The following is a 23,544-nucleotide window of genomic DNA, read 5'->3' as shown; positions in this document are numbered from 1 at the left end:
TGCCACCAACCGAGCACCTCTCTACCAAGTGGTAGAGAATCGTGATAGAACTGACGACCGTGAAAGCCGACTCGATCCCCGAAGCACTCTCGGGCAAACGCATCGCGATCACCGGCTGCACCGGCTTCGTCGGCACCGCGCTGGCCGAACGACTCCTGCGCGGCGTGCCGGATTGCGAACTCGTCCTGCTCGTGCGAGACGGCAAGCGCACGCCGGCCGCTCGACGCACGCAGCGCGAGATCCTCAAGAACGACGCGTTCGACCGTCTTCGTGAGACCCACGGCGACGACTTCGACGAGAAGGTCGCCGGCCGCGTCATCACCGTCGCCGGCGACGTGACCCAAGACGGTCTCGGCCTGAACGACGCCGATCGCGAACTCTGGGGCACCGCCGACGTGATCATCCACTCGGCAGCCGCCGTCTCGTTCGACTCGCCGCTCGACTCCGCCGTCGAGATCAACCTGCTCGGCCCGACGCGCATCGCGAACCTCGCCAACGAGATGGGCGTCACCCCGCACCTCGTCGCCGTGTCGACGTGTTACGTCGCCGGCAACCGGCGGGGCAACGCTCCCGAGATCCTCGTCAGCGACGGTCCGTTCGACATCGGCATCGACTGGCGATCAGAAGTCGCCGCCACCAAGCGCATCCGCTCCGACTTCGACGCGGCGAGCCGACTCCCCGAACAACTCAAGGTGTTCCGCAAGGAAGCCCGCGCCGAGATCGGTGCGGCCGGCGCCCCGGCCCTCGCAGCCAAGACCGAAGACATCCGCCAGAAATGGGTCAAGTCACAGCTCGTCGAAGCCGGCCGCAGCCGCGCAGCGAGCGTGGGCTGGCCCGATGCCTACGCGTTCACCAAGGCGCTCGGCGAACAGGCGCTCACCGACAACAAGGGCAACGTCCCGGTGTCGATCGTGCGCCCGTCGATCATCGAGTCGGCACTCGCCGAACCCAAGCCCGGCTGGATCCGCGGCTTCCGCATGGCCGAGCCGGTCATCATCTCGTTCGCTCGCGGGCTGCTCAAGGAATTCCCCGGCGTCCCCGAGGGCACCGTCGACGTCATCCCCGTCGACCTCGTCGTGGCCACGATCATCGCCGTCGCAGCGCAAGGCCCCGAGGATGCGCCGGCGATCACCCAGATCGCGTCGGGCGGCATCAACGCACTCAAGTACCGACAGCTCGTCGACAACGTCACGGCGTGGTTCACCGCGAACCCGGTCTACGACTCGAAGGGCCAGCCGATCGTGGTGCCCGAGTGGCGGTTCCCCGGACGCGGCCGAGTCCAGAAGCAGCTCAGCCAGGCCAAGACCGTGCTGTCGTCGGCCGACAAGGTGCTCCAGGCGCTCCCGCTGCGCGGCAAGCAGGCCGAGTTGTCGGCACAGCTCGAGGAGAAGCGCATCGAGGTCGAGACCGCGCTCGAGTACGTCGAGCTCTACGGCCTCTACACCGAGTGCGAGGCGATCTATCAGGTCGACAACCTCATGGCGATGTGGGACTCGCTCGGCGAGCAGGATCAGGCCGAGTTCAACTTCGACCCGCGCTCGGTCGACTGGGACGACTACGTCAACAACACGCACCTCCCGTCGATCATCCAGCACGCCCGAGTCAAGACCACGCCGGGGCCGTCGAAGTCGACCGACCGCATGACGCGTATGCGCAAGCAGGTCCTCGACCCGAAGCGGCAGGTCGCCGCATTCGACCTCGAGAACACGCTGATCTCGTCCAACGTCGTCGAGAGCTTCTCGTGGCTCGCCACCCGCCGTCTCAACACGCCCGAGCGCATCCGCTACGTGCTGCGCACGCTCACCGAGGCACCGGGTCTGCTGCGTCTCGATCGGCAGGACCGCACCGACTTCCTGCGTCACTTCTACCGGCGCTACGAAGACGCGCCGCTCGGCCAGATCGAGACCGACGCTCGCGAGATGCTCTCGCAGCTCATCATGACCAAGGCGTTCCCCGAAGGTCTCCGTCGCGTTCGCGAACACCGTGCGCTCGGTCACCGGACGATCCTGATCACCGGCGCACTCGACTTCGCCGTGGCCGGACTCGCCCCACTCTTCGACGAGATCGTCGCCGCCGAGATGGCCGTGCGCCCCGACGGCACGCTGTCGGGCGAGATGATCACCGTGCCGCCCACGGGCGAGGCTCGGGCCCAGATCCTCACCGACTACTGCGAAGCCGAGGGGCTCGACATCTCGAACTCCGTGGCCTACGCCGACTCGTCGTCGGACCTGCCACTGTTCGACGCCGTCGGATTCCCCGTGGCGGTCAACCCCGAGACGCGTCTCGCCACCATCGCCCGCAAGCGGGGCTGGCTGGTCGAGCACTGGAGCAAGGCGAGCGGCGGTCCTCGACCGCTGCTGCCGATCGGCGAGTTGATGGTCGAGCGTGAGCGCAGGAGGAAGTTCGCATGAAGGCGCTGAGAATCTCTCGCAACGTCGGCAAGTTCGGCGCGGCGCGCATCCTGTCGGCGGTGTCGCCGTCGGGTGCCGCCAAGCTCGGTCCGCTCGAACACCGCACGATCGACGATCCCGACTGTCCCGGCGACGGGTGGCACAAGGTCCACACTCGCCTCTCGGGCATCTGCGGCTCCGACCTGTCGCTCGTCGACGGCCACGCGTCGACGTATTTCGACAACTGGGTCAGCTTCCCGTTCGTGCCCGGCCACGAGGTGGTCGGCGAACTCGACACCGGTGAACGCGTCGTGCTCGAACCCGTGCTCGGCCACGCCGCCCGCAACGTCGCTCCCCCATTCGACGGTGCCTGCCCGGGCGACGGCGACGACTACGCCCACCTCGCGGTCACGTCACCCCAAGGTGTCGAGCCCGCCATCCAGACCGGCTTCTGCTGCTCCACCGGTGGCGGTTGGGCGCCGTGGTTCTGGGCGCACGAGTCACAACTGCACCGCATCGATGCGTCGGTCGACGAGTTCCCCGACGAGCGCGCCGTGCTCGTCGAACCCTTCGCCGGAGGCATCCACGCGGCCCTGCTGGTCGCCCCGGCGATCCAGGGCGTCGACCAGCCGGTGGTCGCCGTGCTCGGTGCCGGCACGATGGGCCTCGCCGCCGTCGCCGGACTCAAGCGCTACGTCCCCGGTGTCCGGATCGTCGTCGGAGCCCGCTACCCGCATCAACGTCACCTCGCCCTCGCGCTCGGTGCCGACGTCGCGGTCCCCGCCGCCGAACTCGACCGGGCCGTGCGCCGCGAGGTCGGCTGCCACATGATCGGCAGCGACACCGATGGCGTCCTGTCGTCGGGTGCGCACGTCACGATCGATGCCGTGGGCAGCTCGGCGTCGATCGCCGACTGCCTCCGCTTCACCCGACCGCGAGGCCGCATCGTGCTGCTCGGCATGCCGGCGACCGTCGACGTCGATCTCACGGGCCTGTGGCACCGCGAGATCGAGTTGAAGGGCGCATACACCTACGGCACCGAAACCCTCGCCGACGGCACGACCACCTCCACCTTCCAGCTCGCGATCGACACCGTCGACGCGGTGCGCGCCGAACAACTCGTGTCGGCCACCTACCGCCTCGATGACCACGTCGACGCCATCAGCCACGCCGCCAACGCCGGCCGCCGTGGCGCGGTGAAAATCGCCTTCGATCTGAGAGAAAGCAACCAACTCTGATGCCTCGCCCCGGATTCGTCCTCGACGTCGACCGCTCGACCCCACCCGCACTGTTCTGGCGCGGCGAAGGATTCAGCCTCGAACGCCTGCCCGCCGACCGCAGTCGGATCATCTACCCGCCCGAGCCGCTCAAGGGCATCGATCACCTCGACCAGGCGATCCGCGACGCACTGCTGAACCCGCTCGACATGGATCCGTTGCCCGCGCTGCTCACGCCCGGCATGAAGCTGACGATCTGCTTCGACGACGCGTCGCTGTCGCTGCCCAAGATGCAGCGTCCCGACAACCGTCAGCGCATCGTCGAAGCGGTGCTCGACATGGCCGCCGAGGCCGGTGTCGACGACGTTCACATCATCGCTGCCCTCGGGTTGCACCGTCGCATGCACGAGTACGAGTTGCGCCACGTGCTCGGCGACCGAGTCGTCGACTCGTTCCTCCCGCGGGGCTTCCTCTACCAGCACGACGCCGAGGACCCCGAGAACCTCGCGGTGATCGGCCACACCGACGAAGGCGAGATCCTCGAGATCAACAAGCGCGCCGCGGAGTCCGACCTCGTCGTGTACGCCAACGTCAACCAGGTCGCCATGGACGGCGGCTGGAAGTCGCTCACGACCGGCCTCGCCAGCTACCGCTGCCTCTCCGAGCACCACAACCCGGCCAGCCTGCAGAACACCCGCAGCCTCATGGACCGCCACCACTCGGCGCTCCACAAGTCGATCTGGCGCATGGGCAAACTGCTCCGCGACTCGGGCCCGAAGATCTTCCAGGTCGAGACCACGATCAACACCGACGCGTTCCCCAAGCCGTTCGACTTCCTCGCGAAGCGCGAGTGGGAGTGGACGGCAAAGGACCGAGCGCTGTTCCTCGCGTCGAGCAAGTCACTCGACCGTCTCCCGAACCGCACGAAGCGCAAGATCTTCCACGGCATCGAGGCGCCGTACCGCACGACGAGCGTGCAGGCGGGCTTCACCGAGACCGTGCACGAGAAGACGTTGGAGAACGTCTACAAGCAGCATCTCGTCGAGGTCGAGGGGCAGACCGACATCCTCACGATGGGCATTCCGTTCATCAGCCCGTACAACCCCGAGTCGATCATGAACCCGATCCTCGTCATGTGCATGGGCCTCGGCTACCTGTTCAACATGTACCGCGGCAAGCCGCTGGTCCGCGAAGGCGGAGTGGTCATCATGACGCACCCGACGTACGAGGAGTTCCACCCGGTCCACCACCCGAGCTACATCGACTTCTTCGACGAAGTGCTCGCCGACACGACCGACCCGGCCGTGATGTCGACGAAGTGGGAGAAGAAGTACGCCGAAGACGAGTGGTACCGCCACCTCTACCGCACCAGCTACGCCTACCACGGCGTGCACCCGTTCTACGCGTGGTACTGGGGCGCTCACGGCCAGCAGCACGCCGGCAAGGTCATCATCGTCGGCGGCTATCCCGACGCGGTGCGCCGCCTCGGCTTCACGCCCGCCTCCACGATGAACGACGCGCTGGAGATCGCGTCCGACACCGTCGGCCGATCGCCGACCATCTCGCACCTCCACGTCCCCGGCGTCCTCGTCGCCGACGTCAAGTAACCGAGACCGCCGATGGCCAAGACGAAGCATCCCTACATCCGGCGGGCTCAGCGTCCCGACACGCCCGGTTCGGCGATCCAGACGGCGCAGCGTCTCTCGGGCTCGGTCGAGAGCATCGCTCGCAAGGCCGCCATGCCCTTGCGTCGCTACGGCTTCCCGTTCCGCAAACCGACGGTGCCGCGCGGGGTCGAAGTGCCCGTCGAGGAGAGCAAGCTCGGCCCGGGCTACGACACCGAGTGGGCTCGCTCGCCGCTCGCCCGCACCGCCCGCGGGCTCATCATCGAGGGCCCACTGCGCCTCGCGGTGCGCACGGTCGCCAGCCCCACGGTCACCGGCGTCGACCGCCTCGCCGACCTGATGCGTGACGACGACGTGGCACCCGTGATCTTCGCCCCGAATCATCACAGCCACATCGACACCGGGCTGATGATCCGCTCGATCCCGATGTGCTGGCGTCGCGAACTCGTCGTGGCCGCTGCTGCCGACTACTTCTTCGACGCACACTGGAAGGCGTCGATCTCGGCGCTCGCGCTCAACGCCATCCCGATCGATCGCGATGCGACGAGCCGTGCCACCGCCGACCAGATGCGCGACCTGATCGCCGACGGGCACAGCCTCATCATCTACCCCGAAGGCGGGCGCTCGCCCGATGGCTGGGGCCAGGAGTTCAAGGGCGGGGCCGCCTACCTGTCGGCGCGCACCGGCGCCGCAGTCGTCCCCGTGTTCATCGACGGCACCGGCGAGATCTACGGCAAGGGTGCGAAGAAGCTCCGCCGCGGCCGCACCTCCGTCGTGTTCGGCACGCCACTCACGCCCGACGAGGGTGAGAACACCCGCCGCTTCAACAGTCGCATCGAAGCGGCCGTCACCCGTCTGGGCGACGAGGCGCTGACCGACTACTGGACCGCGAGCAAGCGGTCGGCCTCCGGGGCGAGCCCGTCGCTCTCCGGCCCCGACCACAACGGTTGGCGCCGACAGTGGCAACTCGGCGAACGCCGCAAGATGAGTACCGCCGGCATCCGTCGTCGCCGAGCCCGCAACTGGCCCGACCTCGGTTGACCGGTTGGCCGACCCGCTCGCGATCGGGGCGGCCGACCGGTAACAATGTTGCGGTGAAGTCCCGCCGCCTCGTTCTCGTTCCCGCCGCCGCCCTCGCGTTCACCGCGTGCGCTGCGGAGGAGACGGCGACGCCCCGTACCGCGCCGGTCACCTCGGCGACCACCACGCTGGCTCCGGAGACGACCGTGGCGACCACGGTCCCGCCCGAAACCACGACCACCGCCGTCGACACCACCACGACGGCGCCCACCACGGCACCGCCGACCACCCAGCCCGAACCGCCGAGCGGCACACCATCGGCCGACGCTGCGCCGATCTTCGCCGGCAGCGACCTCGGTGCGTGGCTCTACATCGGACGCTGGACCGGCAGCGCGTGGGAAGGCTCGTTCGACGAGGCCGGAGATGCCATCGTCCCCGAGATCGCGTCGAACGGCGGGGTCACGATCAGCAGCGCTCAGGCCACGCCCGCCGACGGCGAGAGCGGACCGCTGGCCGAGTCGTGCTTCGACGGCCGTACCGGCCCGGTCATCACCCCCAACGCCGGGGCACCCGACCCGCCCGGGTTCGGCTACAGCGCCATCGCCACGACCGCCGAATGGAACCTCCGACCGCGGCAGGTCGCCGACGTCGACGCCGACATCCAGGCCTACGTCGACGCCGGCGTGGCCGCATTCGCGTCCGACGACGTCGAGACCCAGGCGGGCGAAGTCGACCAGATCGTCGTCGCCGACCTCGATGGTGACGGCGACACCGAAGCGCTCGTCGTGTTCGGCGACGAGTCCGAGAGCGAAGGCGACACGGTCGACCCCGGGTTCTCGGGACTGCTGCTCATCGACACCGACACGGGTGAGGCGACCACCGTCGCCAAGAGCTTCATTCCGCTCTCGTTCCCCGAGGGTGAGACGCCGGTGTTCGACAACTACCGCGTGCTCGACGTCGCCGACCTGAACGGCGACGGTCTCATGGAGATCGTGGTCCACACCTGGTACTACGAAGGCGCAGGCGTCGACGTCTACACCTACGACGGGTCGAGCACGACCGAAGTGCTCTCGACCGGCTGCGGTTCCTGAACAACGGCGACAGCCGAGCGCCTCGACGGAGTCGCCGTGGCGGCGGAGCCGCCACCAGTCACCAGGTGTCGATGTTCGGTCGCACCGAGTCGGCGCGAACTGATCGATGCGTGTCGGGAGCAGCGGCGAACAACGTCGCCAACCAGCGGCGCGTGTCGGCAGGATCGATCACGTCGTCGATCTCGAAGTACGTGGCGACGCTCAGCGCCTTGCCGTGCTCGTACATGCGGTCGACCATCTGCTGGAACAGCGCGTCGCGCTCCTCGTCGTTCGTCACCGCTGCGAGTTCTTTGCTGTAGCCGAGGCGAACGGCGCCTTCGAGCCCCATCCCACCGAACTCGCCGGTCGGCCAGGCGACGCACGCGAGCGGCGCCTTGGTCGACCCGCCCATCATCGCCTGCGCGCCGAGACCGTACGCCTTGCGGGTGACCACGGTCGCCGTCGGCACCGACAGGTTGGCCCCGGTCGTGAACAGCCGTGAGCAGTGGCGCACGAGCGCGGTCTGTTCCACATCGGGGCCGACCATCATGCCGGGCGTGTCGCACAGCGTGACGAGCGGGAGGCCGTGGGCGTCGCAGAGCTGCATGAACCGGGCAGCCTTGTCGGAGCCGTCGCTGTCGATCGCACCGCCGAGGTGCTTGGGGTTGTTCGCCAACACACCGACGGGGCGGCCTTCGAGCCGAGCGAGTGCGGTGATCATCCCGGTGCCGAAGTCGCGACGGATCTCGAGGACCGAATCGACGTCGAACAGCCCGTCGATCGCCTCACGGATGTCGTAGGCCCGCAGTCGATCGAGTGGCACGACGTCGCGCAGCTTGGTCTGATCGGGAGCCTCCCAGTCGCTCGTGCTTCCTTGGAAGTACGACAGATACTGCTTGGCGACCGCCACCGCCTCGGCCTCGTCGGCCACCACGATGTCGACGACACCGTTGGCCCGCTGCACCTCGATGGGGCCGATCTGTTTCGGCTCGAAGGTGCCGAGACCGCCGCCCTCGATCATGGCCGGGCCGCCCATGCCGATGTTGGAGTCCTCGGTGGCGATCACCACGTCGCAGCACCCGAGAATCGCCGCGTTGCCCGCGAAGCAGTAGCCCGCGTTGATGCCGACGATCGGAACGGTGCCCGACAGCTCTCCGAACCACCAGAACGCCAAGCAGTCGAGTCCGCTCACGCCGGTCGTGTCGGTGTCGCCGGGTCGGCCGCCGCCGCCTTCGGTGAAGAACACCACCGGCACGCGAAGGTGCTCGGCGAGTTCGATGAGCCGATCCTTCTTGCGGTGGTTCTGGTGTCCTTGCGTGCCGGCCAGCACGGTGTAGTCGTACGACATCACGACCGCTTTCGACGCCCGCTCCCCCGCGCCGAACAGCTCGCCGTTGATCTCACCGATACCGCCGATCATCCCGTCGGCCGGCGTCGACCGGATGAGGTCGTCGAGTTCTCTGCGGCGACGCTGGGCTGCGATGACCGTTGGCCCGTATTCGACGAAGGATCCGTCGTCGACGAGGTCGGCGACGTTTTCGCGAGCGGTGCGACGGCCGCGGTCGCGTCGCTTCTGCACCGCCTCGGGGCGAGCGGCATCGAGTCCGAGCTCGTGACGCTCGACGACCTCGGCGAGGTCAGGCCGATCGAGGCCGATCGACGGCGCATCGTGGCGCGACGTCGGGTCGGCAGGCGGCGGAAGTTGCCCCGCCGACGAGTTGACGGCGTGGTCGTCGAGCTGCATGACCACGCCACCCGGCATCAACGTGGTGCCTTCCGGGGCGTCGATCGACGCGACGATGCCGTCGCCCGGCGCAACGATCTCGTGGTGCATCTTCATCGACTCGATGAGCGCCACGACCGAACCGGCTCTGACCACGTCGCCAGGAGCCACGTACATGGTGACGATGGTTCCCTGCAGCTCGCTGCGAATCTCGATGTCCGACATGCCCCGAAGCTAGCGATCGGTCCGTCGGCCGCTGCAAGCGATGCGGCCCGCGGTCGGGTCGGACGCGTCGACGTTGTGTCAGGTGGTGCTGTCGAGGAGTCGCGATCGGGCTCCGTCCGCCCACGCACGTGGTCGATCGCCGAAGCACTCGAGGATGGCATCGACGCCCACGACCGTGCCTTTGGCGAGCCGGCCCAGGACGGAGAGCGTGCGCGACGCCTCGGGCTGCAACGAGCGCACGGTGGCGTCGTCGTCGGTTGCGATGCCGAGCTCGTCGTGAACGGGTCGGATCACCGATTCGCTGAGCAGGTCGGTGATGACCGGTGCCACGACGGTCTCGAGCCGGGGAGCGTCGAGCACCGAGTCGACCATCGCCTCGGCGGTGACCGTCGTCCCGTTCGACGAGAGGGTCCATCCCGCCGTGGTGCACTCGATCTCCGGGTCGTCGACGAACTCGAGCCTCAGCACGCCGGCGGAGGCCAGCGCACACAACTGGCGGAGGCTCTCGACGGGCGGACCGAACGAGTAGCGCTTGATCCGCTCGTCGAGTGAGATCGTCGCAGCCAGGGCGTCGGCGCTCAGCACGTTGTGGGACAGGCTGGAATAGATGGTGGGGTGACACTGGCGCCAGACCTGGCCGAGGCAGTAGTCGAGGGTGATCGAAGCCTCACCGACTGCCATCGCGACGAGTTCTCGAAGCACCGACTCCGGCGGATGCGCGGCGTCGCCGAGTGCCGGATGTTCCGTGTCGGCATCTCGGAGCCACGTTCCGAGGAGCGACTCGACGTCGTCGATGCTGCTGGGCGCCGCCTCGTGGCGATCGGGGAGATCCGAGAACACCCGGGCGGCGATCGGCACGATCGCGTCGATGAGGAACTCGTCGCTCGTCGCTCGGGCTTGGGCGTCTCGATCGCCAAGAGTGTCGCCCAGCAGCGTGAGTTCCTCGTCGGTGGGAGCGAAGCGTGCGTCGTCGGCCGGCGTGCGCGGTTTCGGCCCCATCGGAAGTCCGTCGAGCGAGAACGGCACCAGTTGGAGCCGTCCGCCACGGGTCTGGTCGTAGACGAGTTCGCCCTCGTCGTCGTTCGGTCTGACGAACTCACCGAACTCGAGAGCGAGCCCGCGAACGACGTCCATCATCGCGAGTCCGTACCCACGAATCGCGACGGTGATGTCTCCATCGAGCATCCGAGCGTGGTCGACGATCGGCTCGATCGGGTATGGCTCGCTGTACAGAACCGCCTTCGCGTCGGGGCCGACGGTCTCTCTCCACGCGATGATCTGGTCGTCGGTGGCCGTCGGTTGGTGGCCGACGGTCAGCAGCACCTCGTCGGCCGACCACTCCCGTCCGCGCGTATCTCTGAGGCACCATCGCCCATCGAGTCGAGACACGTGCTGCACGCGATCCTCGACGAACGTCGCCACACCAGCCTGCACCAGCGGCCCGATCAGACTCTGCGCCCGTGCGTGCAGGTAGCTGCCGAGCTGCGCTCGCGGCGGGAACGAGTCGGCGAGATCGGCAGGCCACTCGTCGTGCGGCAGCCCAACCCACTCGTGATAACTCGGGAACGCATCGACGTGCACCCCGTCGATGTCGAGAGCAGGCCGTCCGTCGAGCTCCAGAGCCCGCTCGCTGATGTTGATCCAGTTGCTCTCCGGCTGGTCGAGGTCGTAGACCGGTCCGGCACCGACGTGGGAGGCATCGTCGAAGAGCACGAGCCGAACTCTCGACAGGTGCGGCGAGTCGGCGAGTGAGGCGAGCAGACATTCGAGCGCGTAGCTCCCCCTCGGGCCCATCCCGACGATTCCGAACGTGTAGAGGCCGAGGTTCACGGCGGCGACGGTACTGCGACGCCCTGGCTGTTCGACCACTCCAGCTCGGGGAACCCACCGGCCGACACGGCCCGATCGAGCGGCAACTACGTCTTCGAGTTCGGGGTGCGCTGGAACGTGGTGATCGAGACTTCGCCCATCACGAGGTCGGCAGCGACGGCGGCGAACAGTGCCGGCACGATGAAGCCTGGCTGGCCCGTCGTCTCGGCGACGAACATCACGGCGGCCAAGGGCACTCGGTACCCGGCGCCGAGGAACGCGGCGATGCCGAGCAGCACGTACAGCGTCGGGTCGACGGTGTTGAACACCTCACCGACGCCACGGCCGACGATCGCTCCGCCGACGACGAGCGGGATGAACACACCGCCGACACCACCACCGGCGAATGTGGCCGCGGTCGCGAGCATGCGAAGGAAGAAGACGGCGACGAGGATCCACACGGTGTGGCTCTCGAACAGCCAGAAGAACACTTCGTAGCCCGAGCCGAGCGTGAGGCTCTCGCCGTCGGCTGGGTCCCAGCCATCGGCGGTGATGATCCGCGTGACGAGGAAGAGACCGGACAGCACCGTGCTCGACGCGACGAGACGGAAGCCGAGCGGCCGGAGCGTGAACGCCTTGGCCATCCGGATCATCTTGGAGAACAGACGGGCACCGAGCGCACAGCCGATTCCGACGAAGATGGCGCCGAACAGGTCGACGTACTGGAACAGCGACACCGTGCGCTCGTCGTCGGTGAACGAGAAGATCGGGTCGGTACTGCTCAGCGCGACGAAGACGAGGTAGCCGGACGCACTGGCGACGAGTGCCGGCAGGAGCATGCGGCGCGCCATCTGGTCGCGGAACGGCACCTCGAGCGCGAAGATCGCCCCGGTCGCCGGCGCCTTGAAGATGGCGGCGACACCCGCTGCCGCACCGGCGACGAGCAGGGTTCGGTAGTCGGCCCCGCGGAACGACGCCGGCAGCCGCCGCTGGATGATCGCACCGAGCGTCGACCCGGCATACATCGATGTGCCTTCGAGCCCGGCTGCGCCACCCGACCCGAGCGTGGCGAACGATGCCGCGACGCGCGCGATGAAGGCGCGCCAACGCAGCGGGTACTCGGCGTCGTGGAACGCTCGGAGATACTCGTCGGACGTCGCCGGCGATGCGCCGGCACCGACGGTTCGCAGTATCAGCGCCGACGCGGTGAGACCGAGACCCGGAACGATGAGCCCCCACTTCCAGTCGGCGTGGAGGAGGCGATCGAACGCGAGCTCGATGACCACGTACTCGAAGTAGCGGACGAACAGCCCGGTGATCGCACCGGTGACCGCTGCGAGGAGCACCACCTCCCGTGAGCGGCGCACGAGGTCGCGGAGTTCTTCGGTGCGTATGTCGAGGCTGGCCGGACGCAATTCCGACAACCCGCTACGACGCCACACGGTCATTGAGCCTACGCGACACGACCCGTCGACCCGCGTCCACATCCTGCTGATTTGCGTGATTTCGTGACGTGAGCATCGCCCTCTTCAGTTTCATCGAGAACGTACGATGAATGATCATGGCAATTGCGCTCGTCACCGGCTCGGCCGGACTCATCGGCTCACAGGCAGCCGAACACTTTGCAGGTCTCGGATTCCACGTTGTCGGCGTCGACAACGACATGCGGAAGGTCTTCTTCGGCGACGACTCGTCGACCGCGTGGATGGCCACGGCGCTCGAGGAGAAGCTCGGCGAGAGCTACACCCACGCCAGCCTCGACATCCGCGATCGCGACGCCGTCGAGCAGTTGTTCAAGGAGTACGGCACCGACATCGAGGTCGTCATCCACACCGCCGCACAGCCGTCGCACGATTGGGCGGCCCGTGACCCGTTCACCGACTTCGACGTCAACGCGGTCGGCACGCTCAACATGATCGAGAACACGCGCCAGCACTGCCCCGAGGCCGTGTTCATCTTCACCTCGACCAACAAGGTCTACGGCGACACGCCGAACCGCCTCCCGCTCGTCGAGCAGGAGACGCGCTGGGAGATCGACCCGTCGCACGAGTACCACGACGGCATCAAGGAAGACATGTCGATCGACATGACCAAGCACAGCCTCTTCGGTGCCTCGAAGGTCGCCGCCGACGTCGTCGTGCAGGAGTACGGCCGCTACTTCGACATGAAGACCGCCTGTTTCCGCGGCGGCACGCTCACCGGCCCCAACCACTCGGCCGCCGAACTCCACGGCTTTCTCGCCTACGTGATGCAGTGCACGATGACCGGCACCCCGTACCGAGTGTTCGGCTACCTCGGCAAGCAGGTGCGTGACGCCATCCACTCGTCCGACCTCATCAACTGCTTCGAAGAGGTGTGGCGCGCGCCGCGCAGCGCCGAGGTCTACAACATCGGTGGCGGACGCTTCTCGAACTGCTCGGTGCGCGAAGCCATCGCGATGTGCGAAGACATCACCGGCAAACAGCTCGATCACACGTACGTCGAAGACAACCGCATCGGCGACCACATCTGGTGGATCGGCAGCAACGCCCGCTTCGAGGAGCACTACCCCAACTGGTCGCTGAAGTACGACGTGCGTGCGATCCTCGAAGAGATGTTCGACGCCAACAAACAGCGCTGGGCCTGACCCGTGATCGACAAGGGAAAGGTGTCGGTGCTCGGCGTGCAGGTCGACGCCGTCGACTACGAGGCCGCGGTCGCGCGCATCATCGCCGCCGCATCCGACGGTCGGCCCTACGCCGTCTCGGCGCTGGCGGTGCACGGCGTGATGACCGGCGTCGACGACGGCGAGCATCTCGCCCGTCTCAACCAGTTCGACCTGATCACCCCCGACGGGCAACCGGTTCGATGGGCGATGAACTGGTTGCACGGCACCGAACTCACCGACCGGGTCTACGGCCCGAAACTCACGCTCGAGGTGTGCCGCGCCGCCGCCGAGCACGGGCTCCCCGTCTACTTCTACGGCAGCACGCAGGAGACGCTCGACCATCTCGCCGAGCAACTCCCGACGCTCGCGCCCGGCATCACCATCGCCGGGATGCGACCGTCGAAGTTCGCCACCTCGACCGAGGACGAACTCGATGTGATCACCGACGAGATCAAAGCGACCGGCGCCAAGATCTGCATGGTCGGCCTCGGCTGCCCGCGCCAGGAAGTGTTCGCGTTCGAGAACGCGAAGCGGCTCTCGATGCCGACCCTCGCCGTCGGTGCCGCGTTCGACTTCCATGCCGGCCTCGCCAAGGAGCCACCCGCGTGGGTGCAGCGTGCCGGCCTCCAGTGGGCACAGCGGCTGCTGGCCAACCCGAAGCGACTCTGGCGCCGCTACCTGATCCTGAACCCGCGCTATTCGGTCGCCGTGCTGCGCCAGAAGCTCGGGCGATACACCCCCACCGACGAATCACGACCCAGCCACATCGGCTACAGCTGAGGACCCCATGCCCCGAGTCCAGAAACTCTCCGTCAGTTCGCGCAACCTGATCTGGTTCGCGATCGTGCTCGTCGTCGGCGTCGTCGTCGGTCTCGTCGCCGGCTGGAAGGTCGGTCTGATCGCCGCCGTCATCGCACTCGCCGTGAGCGAGATCGTCGAGCGGTCGGCTCGACGCAAGCGCCTGGCTGCCACGCAGCCCTGAGGCCGCATCGCGCGGCTGCAGAGCCGTGCTGCTGTAGAGCGGTGCGCTGTAGAGCGGTGCCGCGTTGCGGCGTGAATTCAGCTTCCGGTGTTGTCGCCGAGCATCGCCGCCGGCGTCTTGGCCAGGATGCGCAGGTCGGTGAGGAGCGAGATCTGCTCGACGTAGTCGAGGTCCCATTCGCCGTTTTCGTGCATCGGGCCGTCGCCACGTGCCGAGATCTGCCACAGGCCGGTGAGCCCAGGCTTGACGAAGTGGCGCTGCTCGAGCCCCGGCCGGTACTTGCCGACGACCGATTCGAGTTCGGGCCGTGGTCCGATGATGCTCATCTCACCGCGAAGCACGTTGAAGAGCTGCGGGAGCTCGTCGAGGCTGTAGCGACGGAGGAACTGCCCGACCTTCGTGTGGCGCGGGTCAGCGAGCGTCTTGTGCGTCTCACGACGGTCGTGGATGACGTCGAGCTCACGTCCACGACGATCGGGGCGCATCGTGCGGAACTTCAGCACTTCGAACACTTCTCCGTCCACGCCGACGCGACGCTGGCGGAAGAGGATCGGTCGACCCATCGTGGCCAGGATCACCCCAGCGACGAGCGCCATCGGAATCGCGGCGACGACGAGGCCGAGCGCCGCTGCGGTGCGGTCGAAGACGGGCTTGACGATCGAGGTGTAGACCGTGCGCTTGCGCGGCACGGTCCGCATCGGCAACTGTCGGACGTTGCGCGACGGTCGCTCGTCGGAAGCCGGCACCGACGTGAGTCGGCCGTACCGTTCGGTCGAGGGTGCCAGCGGGATCTCTGCGACAGCCCGCTCGCGCCGCGCTGTCTCCGTGGTGACCATTTTCGCCATGTGCCCGCCCGCCTCTCTGCTCATCGTCAAGGTATCGACCGATGGGCCACTGAACGTGAGTTGTTTCTCGCTCAGAGAGCAGGAAACGCACCTGCCGAAGCCCGCTACGCCTTGATTCGTATGGTCAGTGTGGCAGAGCACCCTGTGCATGACAACCGTGTGGTCCGCCCCTTCACCGAATCTTGACAGGCACGCAACGTGGTGGTCACCCACGCAGCGGGGTCGGCGATCGACGGCATCGCCACCGACGTGTCGTGCTCCGTTCAGGATCTGCTCACTCGCCGTTCCGCGAAGGTGTGGCCGGTACGATCGACGGCGTGGCGACGTGGACCGACCAGGTGACCTCCGGGGTGCGGGCGACGGCCCGATCACTCATCCGAGCCGGAGCGATGGCCACCGCCGATCTGCGGCCGCTGCCCGACCTCGTCGTGATCGGCGTCAAGCGCGGCGGTACAACGTCGCTGTTCCGCGATCTCGAACTCCACCCGGCGATGCTCCCCCTCGTCCCGTCCGCTCGTCGTCTTCCGCTGCGTGAGAACCAGAAGGGCGTCCACTACTTCGACTCACACAGCGACCGTGGCATGCGCTGGTACCGCAGCCACTTCGCGACGCGCCCGGCGCACGCCGTCCGCCGGCGCAGCGCGGGCGAATCGTTCACGGCCGAGGCGAGCCCGTACTACTTCTTCCATCCTCGGGCTGCGCATCGCGCCACCGAGGAACTTCCGCGGACTCACTTCGTGGTGCTGCTCCGCGACCCGGTCGAGCGCACGATCTCGCACTGGAGCGAGCAGACCCGCAACGGCGTCGAGACGCTCTCGCTGGCCGATGCGCTCGCCGCCGAGGCTGACCGCGTCGGCGACGACGCCGAGCGACTCCGGTCGGGCTCGCTCTCGACCAGCCACGCTCACGAACAGCAGACGTTCGCCGCACAGAGCGAATACGCCGATTCTCTCGAACGATGGTTCGACGCCGCTGGCCGCGACCGAGTGATCGTCGCCTTCTCCGAGGACTACTACCGAGACGCCCACAGCGTGCTCGACCCGATCACCGAACGACTCGGCGTGGCGCGGTTCGCCGCCGACGTCGGCGCGCACCGCAACGCGGCGCCTCGACCCAGTGCGATCGATGCCGACGTCGAAGCACAGCTCATCGAGCGCTTCCGCCCCGACGTCGAGCGCATCGCGTCGTTGATCGGGCGCACGCCGCCGTGGCCGCGTTTCGTCGGCGCTTCAGACGACGGCCACGATGGTCGATGACACTTCGATGAGAATGCTCCAGCTCCACGCCGGCTATCGAACGCCGGCGGGGGAAGACACCGTGGTCAACGCCGAGGCAGCTGCGCTGCGGCGCGCCGGGCACACGGTGCACCAGCACATCGAACAGAACCCGACGTCGAGCGTCAAGGCGATCGGCGCACTCGCTCGCAGCCGCAACAACAAGCAGGCTCGCCAGGCCGTCGCCGAGGTGATCGACGAGTTCGACCCCGACGTCGTCCACGTCCACAACACGTGGTTCGCGCTGTCGTCGTCGGTGTTCGACGCCGCAGCCGAGGCGAACCGGCCGGTGGTGATGACGATCCACAACTACCGGCTCGGCTGCCTCAGCGTCGATCTGTTCCGCGGGTCATCGGTGTGTACCGCCTGCGTCGGACGCTCCCCCCTTCGGGGTGTCGTGCACGGCTGCTATCGAGGCTCTCGAGCCCAGTCGGCGATCGCTGCCGTGGAAGTGATGTCGACTCGCCGTCGTGGCGCCCTCGACGCGGTCGACCGCTTCGTGGCACCGTCGGCGTTCATGGCCGACCGGCTCGTCGAGATCGGCGTGCCGGCCGATCGTCTCGTCGTCAAGCCACACTTCACCGCCGACGTGGGTGCCCGCCCGAACCCACCATCGGCGTCGAATGAGATCTTGTTCATCGGCCGGCTCGCTGCCGGAAAGGGGCTGGAGGTGTTGCTCCGGGCCTGGGAGCGGCGCGATCGCGCCGCGCACCCCGACGCCCGGCTGTGCATCATCGGCGACGGCCCGCTGGCCTCCGAACTGCACGAGGCGGCACCGCGCGACGTCGAGTTCGCCGGCTGGTTGCCCTACGACGACGTTCAGCGCCGGATGCTCTCGGCTCGGGCGCTCGTCTTCCCGTCGGAGTGGTACGAGCCGTTCGGCATGGTGCTGATCGAGTCGATGAGCGCCGGGCTGCCCGTGCTCGCGAGTTCGGCGTCCGATGCTGCACGCATCACCGCTGCGCCGCCCGAGTGCGTGAGTCCGGCAGGCGACGAACGCGCGCTCGCCGACGTGTTCGCGGCCCTCACCGACGATGCGGTCGACGCCGCCGGCCGGGCGGCGCGAGCACGGTTCGAGTCGACGTACTCCGAAGCGGTCGGCGTCGAAGCGCTCGAAGCGCTCTACGACTCGGTCATCGGAGCAGCGCGCTCGTGAGCGAAGCACCCGACCTCGTCTGGCGGCGCATCCCGGGGTCGTCTCGCATGCTCGTTCATCCCGACTCCGGGCGTGGAGCGCTGCCCTTGCGTGCCCTCGGCGGCGCGTCGGACTGGCGGCGTCAGCTCGCGGATCGGTTCGGGTTCGCTGCGCTCGCCGTGCTCGGCGCGCGACGGCTCCCTCCCGGCCCGACACTCGCGTGGCCCGACGCGACCCATCGACAACTCTCGGTCGCACTCCGTTCGGCACTCCCCGGATTCCGGCTGCTGGGTGCGGTGACGCCGCGGCAGCACGGTCGCGCCCGGATGTCGCTGCTCGGCCGCATGGCGGGCAACGTCGTCGTCGTCAAACTCGGGGCCGCCGACGAGCGACTCGAGCGTGAGCGTCGAGCACTCGAACTCCTCGCCGTCGACCCGCTTCCCGGCATCGCCACACCGACGCCCATCGCCGCCGGCGCGCTCGACCTCGCCGGTGAGCCACTCACGTATCTCGCCACGAGTGCCGTCGCCGTCCGCAAGCAGTGGCCGGCGATCGATGCGCCCCTCCGGACCTTCGAGTCCGACCTCGGTGAGCGACTGGCGGCACTTCCGAAGCCGAGCCATGCCGCTGCCGACGACGTACCGATCCACGGCGACCTCACGCCCTGGAACCTGCGGCGCACATCACACGGATTGGCCCTGTTCGACTGGGAGGAAGCCGGCTGGGGATCACCCGGATCCGACCTCGAGACGTACCGACGAGCGTCGTCGGAAGTCCGACCGTGGTGGTCGAGAGCGGGAGCGACGTCATGACGATGCGGGCGCTCGTGCTCCACAACTTCTACCGCTCGGTCAACGCGTCGGGCGAGAACCTGTCGGTGCTCGACGAGATCGACGGTCTGCGCGAACTCGGGTGGGACGTCGAACTGATCTCGGCCGACAGCGACGTGATCACCGACGGCGACCTGTCGCTCGCCGACCTCGCCGTCCGCCCCGTGTTCAGCGCCCGCAGCGTGCGACGAGTCCGCAGCGCCCTCGCCCGGTTCCGACCGCACGTCGCACTGGTCGAGAACCTCTTCCCGCTGCACTCCCCCTGGGTGATCCGGACGCTCCGCTCGGCTGGAGTCCCCGTCGCGGCGGGCGTCCGCAGTTACCGCATGATGTGCGCCCGCTCGACGTTCTACCGAGACGGCGCGCTGTGTCGCGACTGCGTCGGTTCGACGATGAACCTGCCGGCGGTGCGCCACGGCTGCTACCAGGACTCGCCACTGCGGACGGTTCCGTTGGCGGCCAGCCTCGCCCTCCACCGCTCGACGTTCGCGTCGATCGACCGCTACCTCGCCGTCAGCGACTACGTCCGTGACGAACTGGTCGGCGCTGGCTTCGACACCGATCGCATCGTGGTGCGACCCAACTTCGTCGACGACCCCGGCGACCTCGACGACACACCGGGCAGCGGCTTCCTGTTCGCCGGTCGGTTGAGCGACGACAAGGGCGTTGCCGAGATGATCGACGGATGGAAGCGCTCGGAGGTGTGGCGAACGCATCGTCTGCAGGTCGCCGGAACCGGGCCGCTCAGCGAACTCGTCGCCCAGCAGGACGAGCAGTTCGCCATCACGCCCCTCGGACTCGTCCCGCACGCCGAACTGCTCGACATCGTGCGCGACTCGGCGGTGACCGTGGTTCCGTCCACGTGGCCCGAACCGTTCGGGCGTGGCGTGATCGAAGCCGCTGCACGCGGACGAGCCTCGCTGGCCAGTTCGATCGGCGGCGTCGCCAGCCTGGTCGACGACGGCGTGACCGGCTGGGTCGCCGACCCCACGCCCGACGGCCTCGCTGCCGGGTTCCGTCGCGCTGCCGATGCCGACGCCCAGGTGCGATGCGGAACGGGAGCTCGCGATCGTTTCGTGCAGCGCTACACCCGCGAGGTGTCGCTCGGCGTGCTCGACGCTCAGTTGCGTGAGCTGGCACGAGCGGGGGTCGATCTCGACGCCTGAGCCCTCGGTCGGGCGCTCGACGACGCTCGGTCAGACGCTGACCATCACCGGCGCCGTGCGGAACGATTCGTTGCCGGCGGCGTCGAGTGCTTGCACCTGGATCCAGTGGTCGCCGGCTCCGAGGTCGAGCGATGCCGTCGGTGTCGCTCCGTCGACCAGCGCCACTTCGGCGAGGTTGCGCAGCACTCGGTACTCGGCGACACCGACGTTGTCGGTCGAGGCGTCCCAGGTGACCGTGAGCGAGTCGTCGGCCTCGACCGCGACCTGCAGGTTGCTCGGGGTGGAGGGCGGCGTCGTGTCGGCTGCGGCGACCGTGACCTCGATGGGCGGGGTCTTGTACGACTGGTTGCCGGCGGCGTCGAACGCACGCACCTGGATGTAGTGCAGTCCCGAACCGAGGCCGGTGAGGTTGGCCGACGTGGTGGCTCCGTCGACGACGAGGACCTCGACCCCATTGCGGAGGATCTGGTAGCTGGTGACGCCGACGTTGTCGGTCGAGGCCGTCCAGGTGATGTCGATCGACGCGTCCGCGCCTTCGGCCCCGGTCAGATCGGTCGGCACGGTCGGGTTCTCGGTGTCGGTGCCGTCGTCGACCTCGACGTAGACCGGCGCGGTGCGGTACGAGATGTTGCCGGCGGCATCGAACGCTTCGACCTGGAGGTAGTGGCCACCCAGGCCGAGGTCGAGTTCGACGCTCAGCGTGTCGCCGTCGACGGTGTCGACCTCGGCGAGGTTGCGACGCACCGTGTACCCCGTGACCTCGACGTTGTCGGCCGATGCGGTCCAGGTCATCGTGATGATGCCCGTCGCTTCGTCGACGGTCGCTGCGGGGCTGCCGGGTTGGGTCGGCCGTTGCGTGTCGGTGTCGTCGTCGATGTCGACGCGGACGGGCGGCGTCTTGAACGACTCGTTGCCGGCGGCGTCGAGGGCTCGCACCTGCAACCAGTGCGAACCGACACCGAGCCCGGGCAGGTTGACGGTCGTGTCGATGCCCGGCACGACGAGGATCTCGACACCGTTTCGGTAGATGACGTAGTCGGTGACGGCGATGTTGTCGGTCGACGCCGTCCACGAGAGATCGATCGAGTCGTCGGCGTTCAGCACCGCGGTGAGGTTCGACGGCGTCGACGGTGCGGTGTTGTCGCCCGAGAGCAACACGGGCGTGCTCGCCGAGCGGTTGCCACCGGGGTCGACGGCGCGCACGAAGTAGCGATCGGCGGCGTTGCCGAACGGGTCGACGTACGAGGTCCCGTAGACGAGCGGGCTGACGACCCGGTCGTTGCGGAGGACTTCGTAGCCGATGAAGCCGGGGAAGTCGTCGGTGGAGTCCGACCAGGTGAGTTGGTTGCCGGCACCGCCGTTGAGCGTCGTGACGCTCGCGTTGGTGGGCACGGTCGGCGCTTGGATGTCACGTTGGCAGAACTTGGAGAAGCTCTCGAGGTACTGGCGCTGTCCGCCGACGTACGGGCCGCCGAGAATGTCACCACCGAACCAGAGGCAGCCGTCGACATCGGCGTGCAGTGCCCAGACGCCTTCGGTGTACGCCGAGTTGAGCGACGGAACCCAGGTCGGTGAGTACGTGCGGTCGGCGACGTCGAACGCACCGACCCACTTGTAGTCGTCGACTCGCGAGTAGTCGTCGAGCCCGGGCCAGGTCATGGCGTCTTCGTAGATCCACGAGTTGCCGTGGCTCGACTGGTACACCGTGCCGTCGATCTGGGCGAACGCCTGCGTGTCGCCGCCTCGACCCGACGTGACGTGCGACTTGACGAGGGAGTAGTCCGCGTCGGCGTACACGTGTGTGTTGTGTTCGGAACCGCCCTGCCAGACCTCGTCGCCGACGGCGATGACGGCCTGCTGGTACTGCCGGGAGCTGTTCGACGTGGTGTAGACGGCCGGAGCGAGCCCGGCGATCACGGTGCCGGTGTTCCAGTCGACCGTCGACACGCCGCGGTCGTCGTTGCCGTTGACGCCGTTGAACGAACCGACGACGTACACCCGCCCGTCGGCGGCGTCGATGTCGTAGGGCACGCCGTCGACGTTCGGCAGGAACGCGTTGTCGGGGTACCCGTCGCTCAGGCGGACGCGCCCGAGACGAGCTTCGTTGCGCGTCGTGGTGAGGCTCTCGATCTTGGTGAAGTTGCCGCCGACGTACACCCAGTCGGTGCCACCGACGTTCTCGATGTCGATCGCACGGGCATACGGGCGAGCGCTCGAGCCGCTGAGTTCCATCGAGGCGCGCCATCCGGGCAGGACGGCACCGGTGATCGGGTCGAGCGCGGCGAGTCCGGCGGTGAGCGCTTCACCGTCGACGTTGGTGAACTGGCCGGCGACGATGAGCTTGCCGTCGGCGATCGCGAGATCCCAGACGGTGCCGTCGAGTTGCGGGGTGAACGTGCTGATCCATGCGCCGGTGTCGCGATCGAAGGCGGCGAGGTAGTTCTGGTCGACGAGGTCGCCGGTGACGCTGTCGCGGACGTCGTCGAACTTGCCGCCGACGTACACCCGGTCACCCGAGGTCGCGAACGCCAGGACGGGAGCGTCGACCTGCGGTTCGGAGTCGCCGACCTTGCGCACGCCGACGACACCGCCGGCGAGTTCTTCGGGCCGGTCGCTCGCCAGCGGGCTGAGCGTCTGTTCGGCCGTGCCGGTGTCGGGGATCGACGGCAGCACTGGGGTGGTGAGCTGCGGTCGGATGTAGACCTGGGTGAAGGCGATCGCGTGGTTCTCGTTGTTGTACTCCCACAGGTACGACGTGGCGTTGTTCTGCCCGCCGATGTTGCCGCCGTACGAGAACCCTGCGAGACCGCCGTGACCGCTCCACGGGTAGGTGAACCAGCGCTCGTCGCCGTTCTCGCCGCGGTTGCCGTTGCCGGTCTCGCCGGGGAGCTTCGAGTTCGAGTCCTTGGTGTTCGAGCCGGTGTCGCCCGAGCCGTCGATCGTGAACGATGCGAGCCGGTGTCCGCCGCCGAACGCCCACGACCAGGTGGTCAGGTCGTCGAAGTTCCAGCGGAGTTCTTGCCAGTCGGTGCCGGCGACGTTCGTCGCTCGACGTACACGCACACCGTCGACGAGATCGACGACGTGGCCGTCGTTCATCAGCCCGTCGATGGTCTCGGTCGACAGCGCACCCGGAGCGAACGCCGCGGTGCCGTCGGGATTGGTCCGGATGTTCTGAGGAGTCGACTGGCCGTAGTCACGGAAGGTCCAGCCTTCACGGCCACGGCCGATCAGCACCCAGCCGCCCCCGTCGGTGGTCATGTCGCAGTAGAACTCGTCGGGACGTTCGAGCGATTCGGTGCGGAGCCAGTAGACGCCGTCGGTCGACGACGGATGCGTCTGCTTGATCTCCCAGCACGATGCCGCGGCGTTCTCCGAAGTGGAGCCGTCGAGCGTCGACGTGGTGGCCGCCGGGTCGACCTGGGCGTGTCCGGCCGACGACACGGCGAGCCCGGCGATGCCGATCGCTGCGCCAGCGGCCAGATACAGCGAGCGTCTGCGCGGCGATCGGCCGTGTGATGCCGCGCAAGCAGGCACCGTCGATGCGCGTACCGTGTGTGTCTGGTGCCAGCTCATACCCGTCCAT

17 protein-coding genes are annotated in these 23,544 nt (G+C 67.9%); 12 read left to right on the top strand and 5 right to left on the bottom strand.

What is annotated here, in order from left to right; translation table 11 throughout:
* Positions 1-59 precede the first annotated feature (59 nt).
* From YM304_RS11145 to YM304_RS22435, 5 genes are read left to right on the top strand one after another with little or no spacing between them, the layout of a single operon-like run.
* On the top strand, positions 60-2,411 hold the full coding sequence (locus tag YM304_RS11145; protein ID WP_015441787.1) for an HAD-IB family phosphatase: 2,352 nt from the start codon (positions 60-62) through the stop codon (positions 2,409-2,411).
* A complete protein-coding gene (locus tag YM304_RS11140) occupies positions 2,408-3,628 on the top strand; it encodes a zinc-dependent alcohol dehydrogenase (protein ID WP_015441786.1) in 1,221 nt (406 codons plus the stop codon). The genes YM304_RS11145 and YM304_RS11140 overlap by 4 nt, the downstream gene beginning before the upstream one ends.
* On the top strand, positions 3,628-5,214 hold the full coding sequence (locus tag YM304_RS11135) for a lactate racemase domain-containing protein (protein ID WP_015441785.1): 1,587 nt from the start codon (positions 3,628-3,630) through the stop codon (positions 5,212-5,214). Before YM304_RS11140 ends, YM304_RS11135 begins: the two co-directional genes overlap by 1 nt.
* 12 nt (positions 5,215-5,226) lie before the next feature.
* Positions 5,227-6,273, top strand: coding sequence for a lysophospholipid acyltransferase family protein (locus YM304_RS11130; protein WP_015441784.1), 1,047 nt, complete (start codon positions 5,227-5,229; stop codon positions 6,271-6,273).
* Between the two features lie 53 nt (positions 6,274-6,326).
* Positions 6,327-7,343 carry a hypothetical protein gene (locus YM304_RS22435; RefSeq protein ID WP_015441783.1) on the top strand — a complete coding sequence of 339 codons (1,017 nt, stop codon included), beginning with the start codon at positions 6,327-6,329 and terminating at the stop codon, positions 7,341-7,343.
* Between the two features lie 58 nt (positions 7,344-7,401).
* Here YM304_RS22435 and YM304_RS11120 read toward each other — a convergent pair whose 3' ends face one another.
* The 3 genes from YM304_RS11120 to YM304_RS11110 form a co-directional block, all read right to left on the bottom strand.
* Positions 7,402-9,270: a carboxyl transferase domain-containing protein gene (locus tag YM304_RS11120; RefSeq protein ID WP_015441782.1), complete on the bottom strand. Its 1,869-nt coding sequence runs from the start codon at positions 9,268-9,270 to the stop codon at positions 7,402-7,404.
* A 78-nt stretch (positions 9,271-9,348) separates the two neighbouring features.
* Complete coding sequence (locus YM304_RS11115; RefSeq protein ID WP_041298212.1) at positions 9,349-11,100, bottom strand: FAD/NAD(P)-binding protein; 1,752 nt, start codon at positions 11,098-11,100, stop codon at positions 9,349-9,351.
* 86 nt (positions 11,101-11,186) lie between these two features.
* On the bottom strand, positions 11,187-12,521 hold the full coding sequence (locus tag YM304_RS11110; RefSeq protein WP_162142062.1) for a chloride channel protein: 1,335 nt from the start codon (positions 12,519-12,521) through the stop codon (positions 11,187-11,189).
* A gap of 119 nt (positions 12,522-12,640) precedes the next feature.
* Between YM304_RS11110 and YM304_RS11105 the strand changes: the two genes are divergently transcribed.
* The 3 genes from YM304_RS11105 to YM304_RS11095 are packed head-to-tail and all read left to right on the top strand — an operon-like array spanning position 12,641 to position 14,708.
* Positions 12,641-13,705, top strand: a complete 1,065-nt coding sequence (locus YM304_RS11105; protein ID WP_015441779.1) for an NAD-dependent epimerase/dehydratase family protein — start codon at positions 12,641-12,643, stop codon at positions 13,703-13,705.
* A 3-nt stretch (positions 13,706-13,708) separates the two neighbouring features.
* Entirely contained in the window at positions 13,709-14,506 is a 798-nt protein-coding gene (locus tag YM304_RS11100) for a WecB/TagA/CpsF family glycosyltransferase (RefSeq protein WP_015441778.1), read from the top strand.
* 7 nt (positions 14,507-14,513) lie between these two features.
* The gene (locus YM304_RS11095) at positions 14,514-14,708 is read left to right on the top strand and encodes a hypothetical protein (RefSeq protein WP_015441777.1); all 195 of its coding nucleotides are present in this window, start codon (positions 14,514-14,516) and stop codon (positions 14,706-14,708) included.
* Between the two features lie 77 nt (positions 14,709-14,785).
* Here the strand turns inward: YM304_RS11095 and YM304_RS11090 are convergent, their stop codons facing one another.
* A complete protein-coding gene (locus YM304_RS11090) occupies positions 14,786-15,577 on the bottom strand; it encodes a sugar transferase (protein WP_162142061.1) in 792 nt (263 codons plus the stop codon).
* A 293-nt stretch (positions 15,578-15,870) separates the two neighbouring features.
* On the opposite strand from YM304_RS11090, the gene YM304_RS11085 reads away from it, so the two are divergent.
* From YM304_RS11085 to YM304_RS11070, 4 genes are read left to right on the top strand one after another with little or no spacing between them, the layout of a single operon-like run.
* Entirely contained in the window at positions 15,871-16,809 is a 939-nt protein-coding gene (locus YM304_RS11085; RefSeq protein ID WP_154723414.1) for a sulfotransferase, read from the top strand.
* Positions 16,810-16,816: 7 nt separating this feature from the next.
* Positions 16,817-17,983: a glycosyltransferase gene (locus YM304_RS11080; RefSeq protein ID WP_015441774.1), complete on the top strand. Its 1,167-nt coding sequence runs from the start codon at positions 16,817-16,819 to the stop codon at positions 17,981-17,983.
* Positions 17,980-18,774 (top strand): phosphotransferase, encoded by a 795-nt coding sequence (locus tag YM304_RS11075; RefSeq protein ID WP_015441773.1) that lies wholly within the window; start codon positions 17,980-17,982, stop codon positions 18,772-18,774. Before YM304_RS11080 ends, YM304_RS11075 begins: the two co-directional genes overlap by 4 nt.
* Entirely contained in the window at positions 18,771-19,958 is a 1,188-nt protein-coding gene (locus tag YM304_RS11070; RefSeq protein ID WP_015441772.1) for a glycosyltransferase, read from the top strand. The genes YM304_RS11075 and YM304_RS11070 overlap by 4 nt, the downstream gene beginning before the upstream one ends.
* 30 nt (positions 19,959-19,988) lie before the next feature.
* On the opposite strand, the gene YM304_RS11065 is transcribed toward YM304_RS11070, so the two are convergent.
* Positions 19,989-23,534, bottom strand: a complete 3,546-nt coding sequence (locus tag YM304_RS11065) for a fibrinogen-like YCDxxxxGGGW domain-containing protein (RefSeq protein WP_015441771.1) — start codon at positions 23,532-23,534, stop codon at positions 19,989-19,991.
* Positions 23,535-23,544 lie beyond the last annotated feature (10 nt).

The sequence above is a fragment of the Ilumatobacter coccineus YM16-304 genome (assembly GCF_000348785.1).
GTDB lineage: Bacteria > Actinomycetota > Acidimicrobiia > Acidimicrobiales > Ilumatobacteraceae > Ilumatobacter_A > Ilumatobacter_A coccineus.
This window is presented reverse-complemented; position numbering and strand designations above follow the sequence as displayed.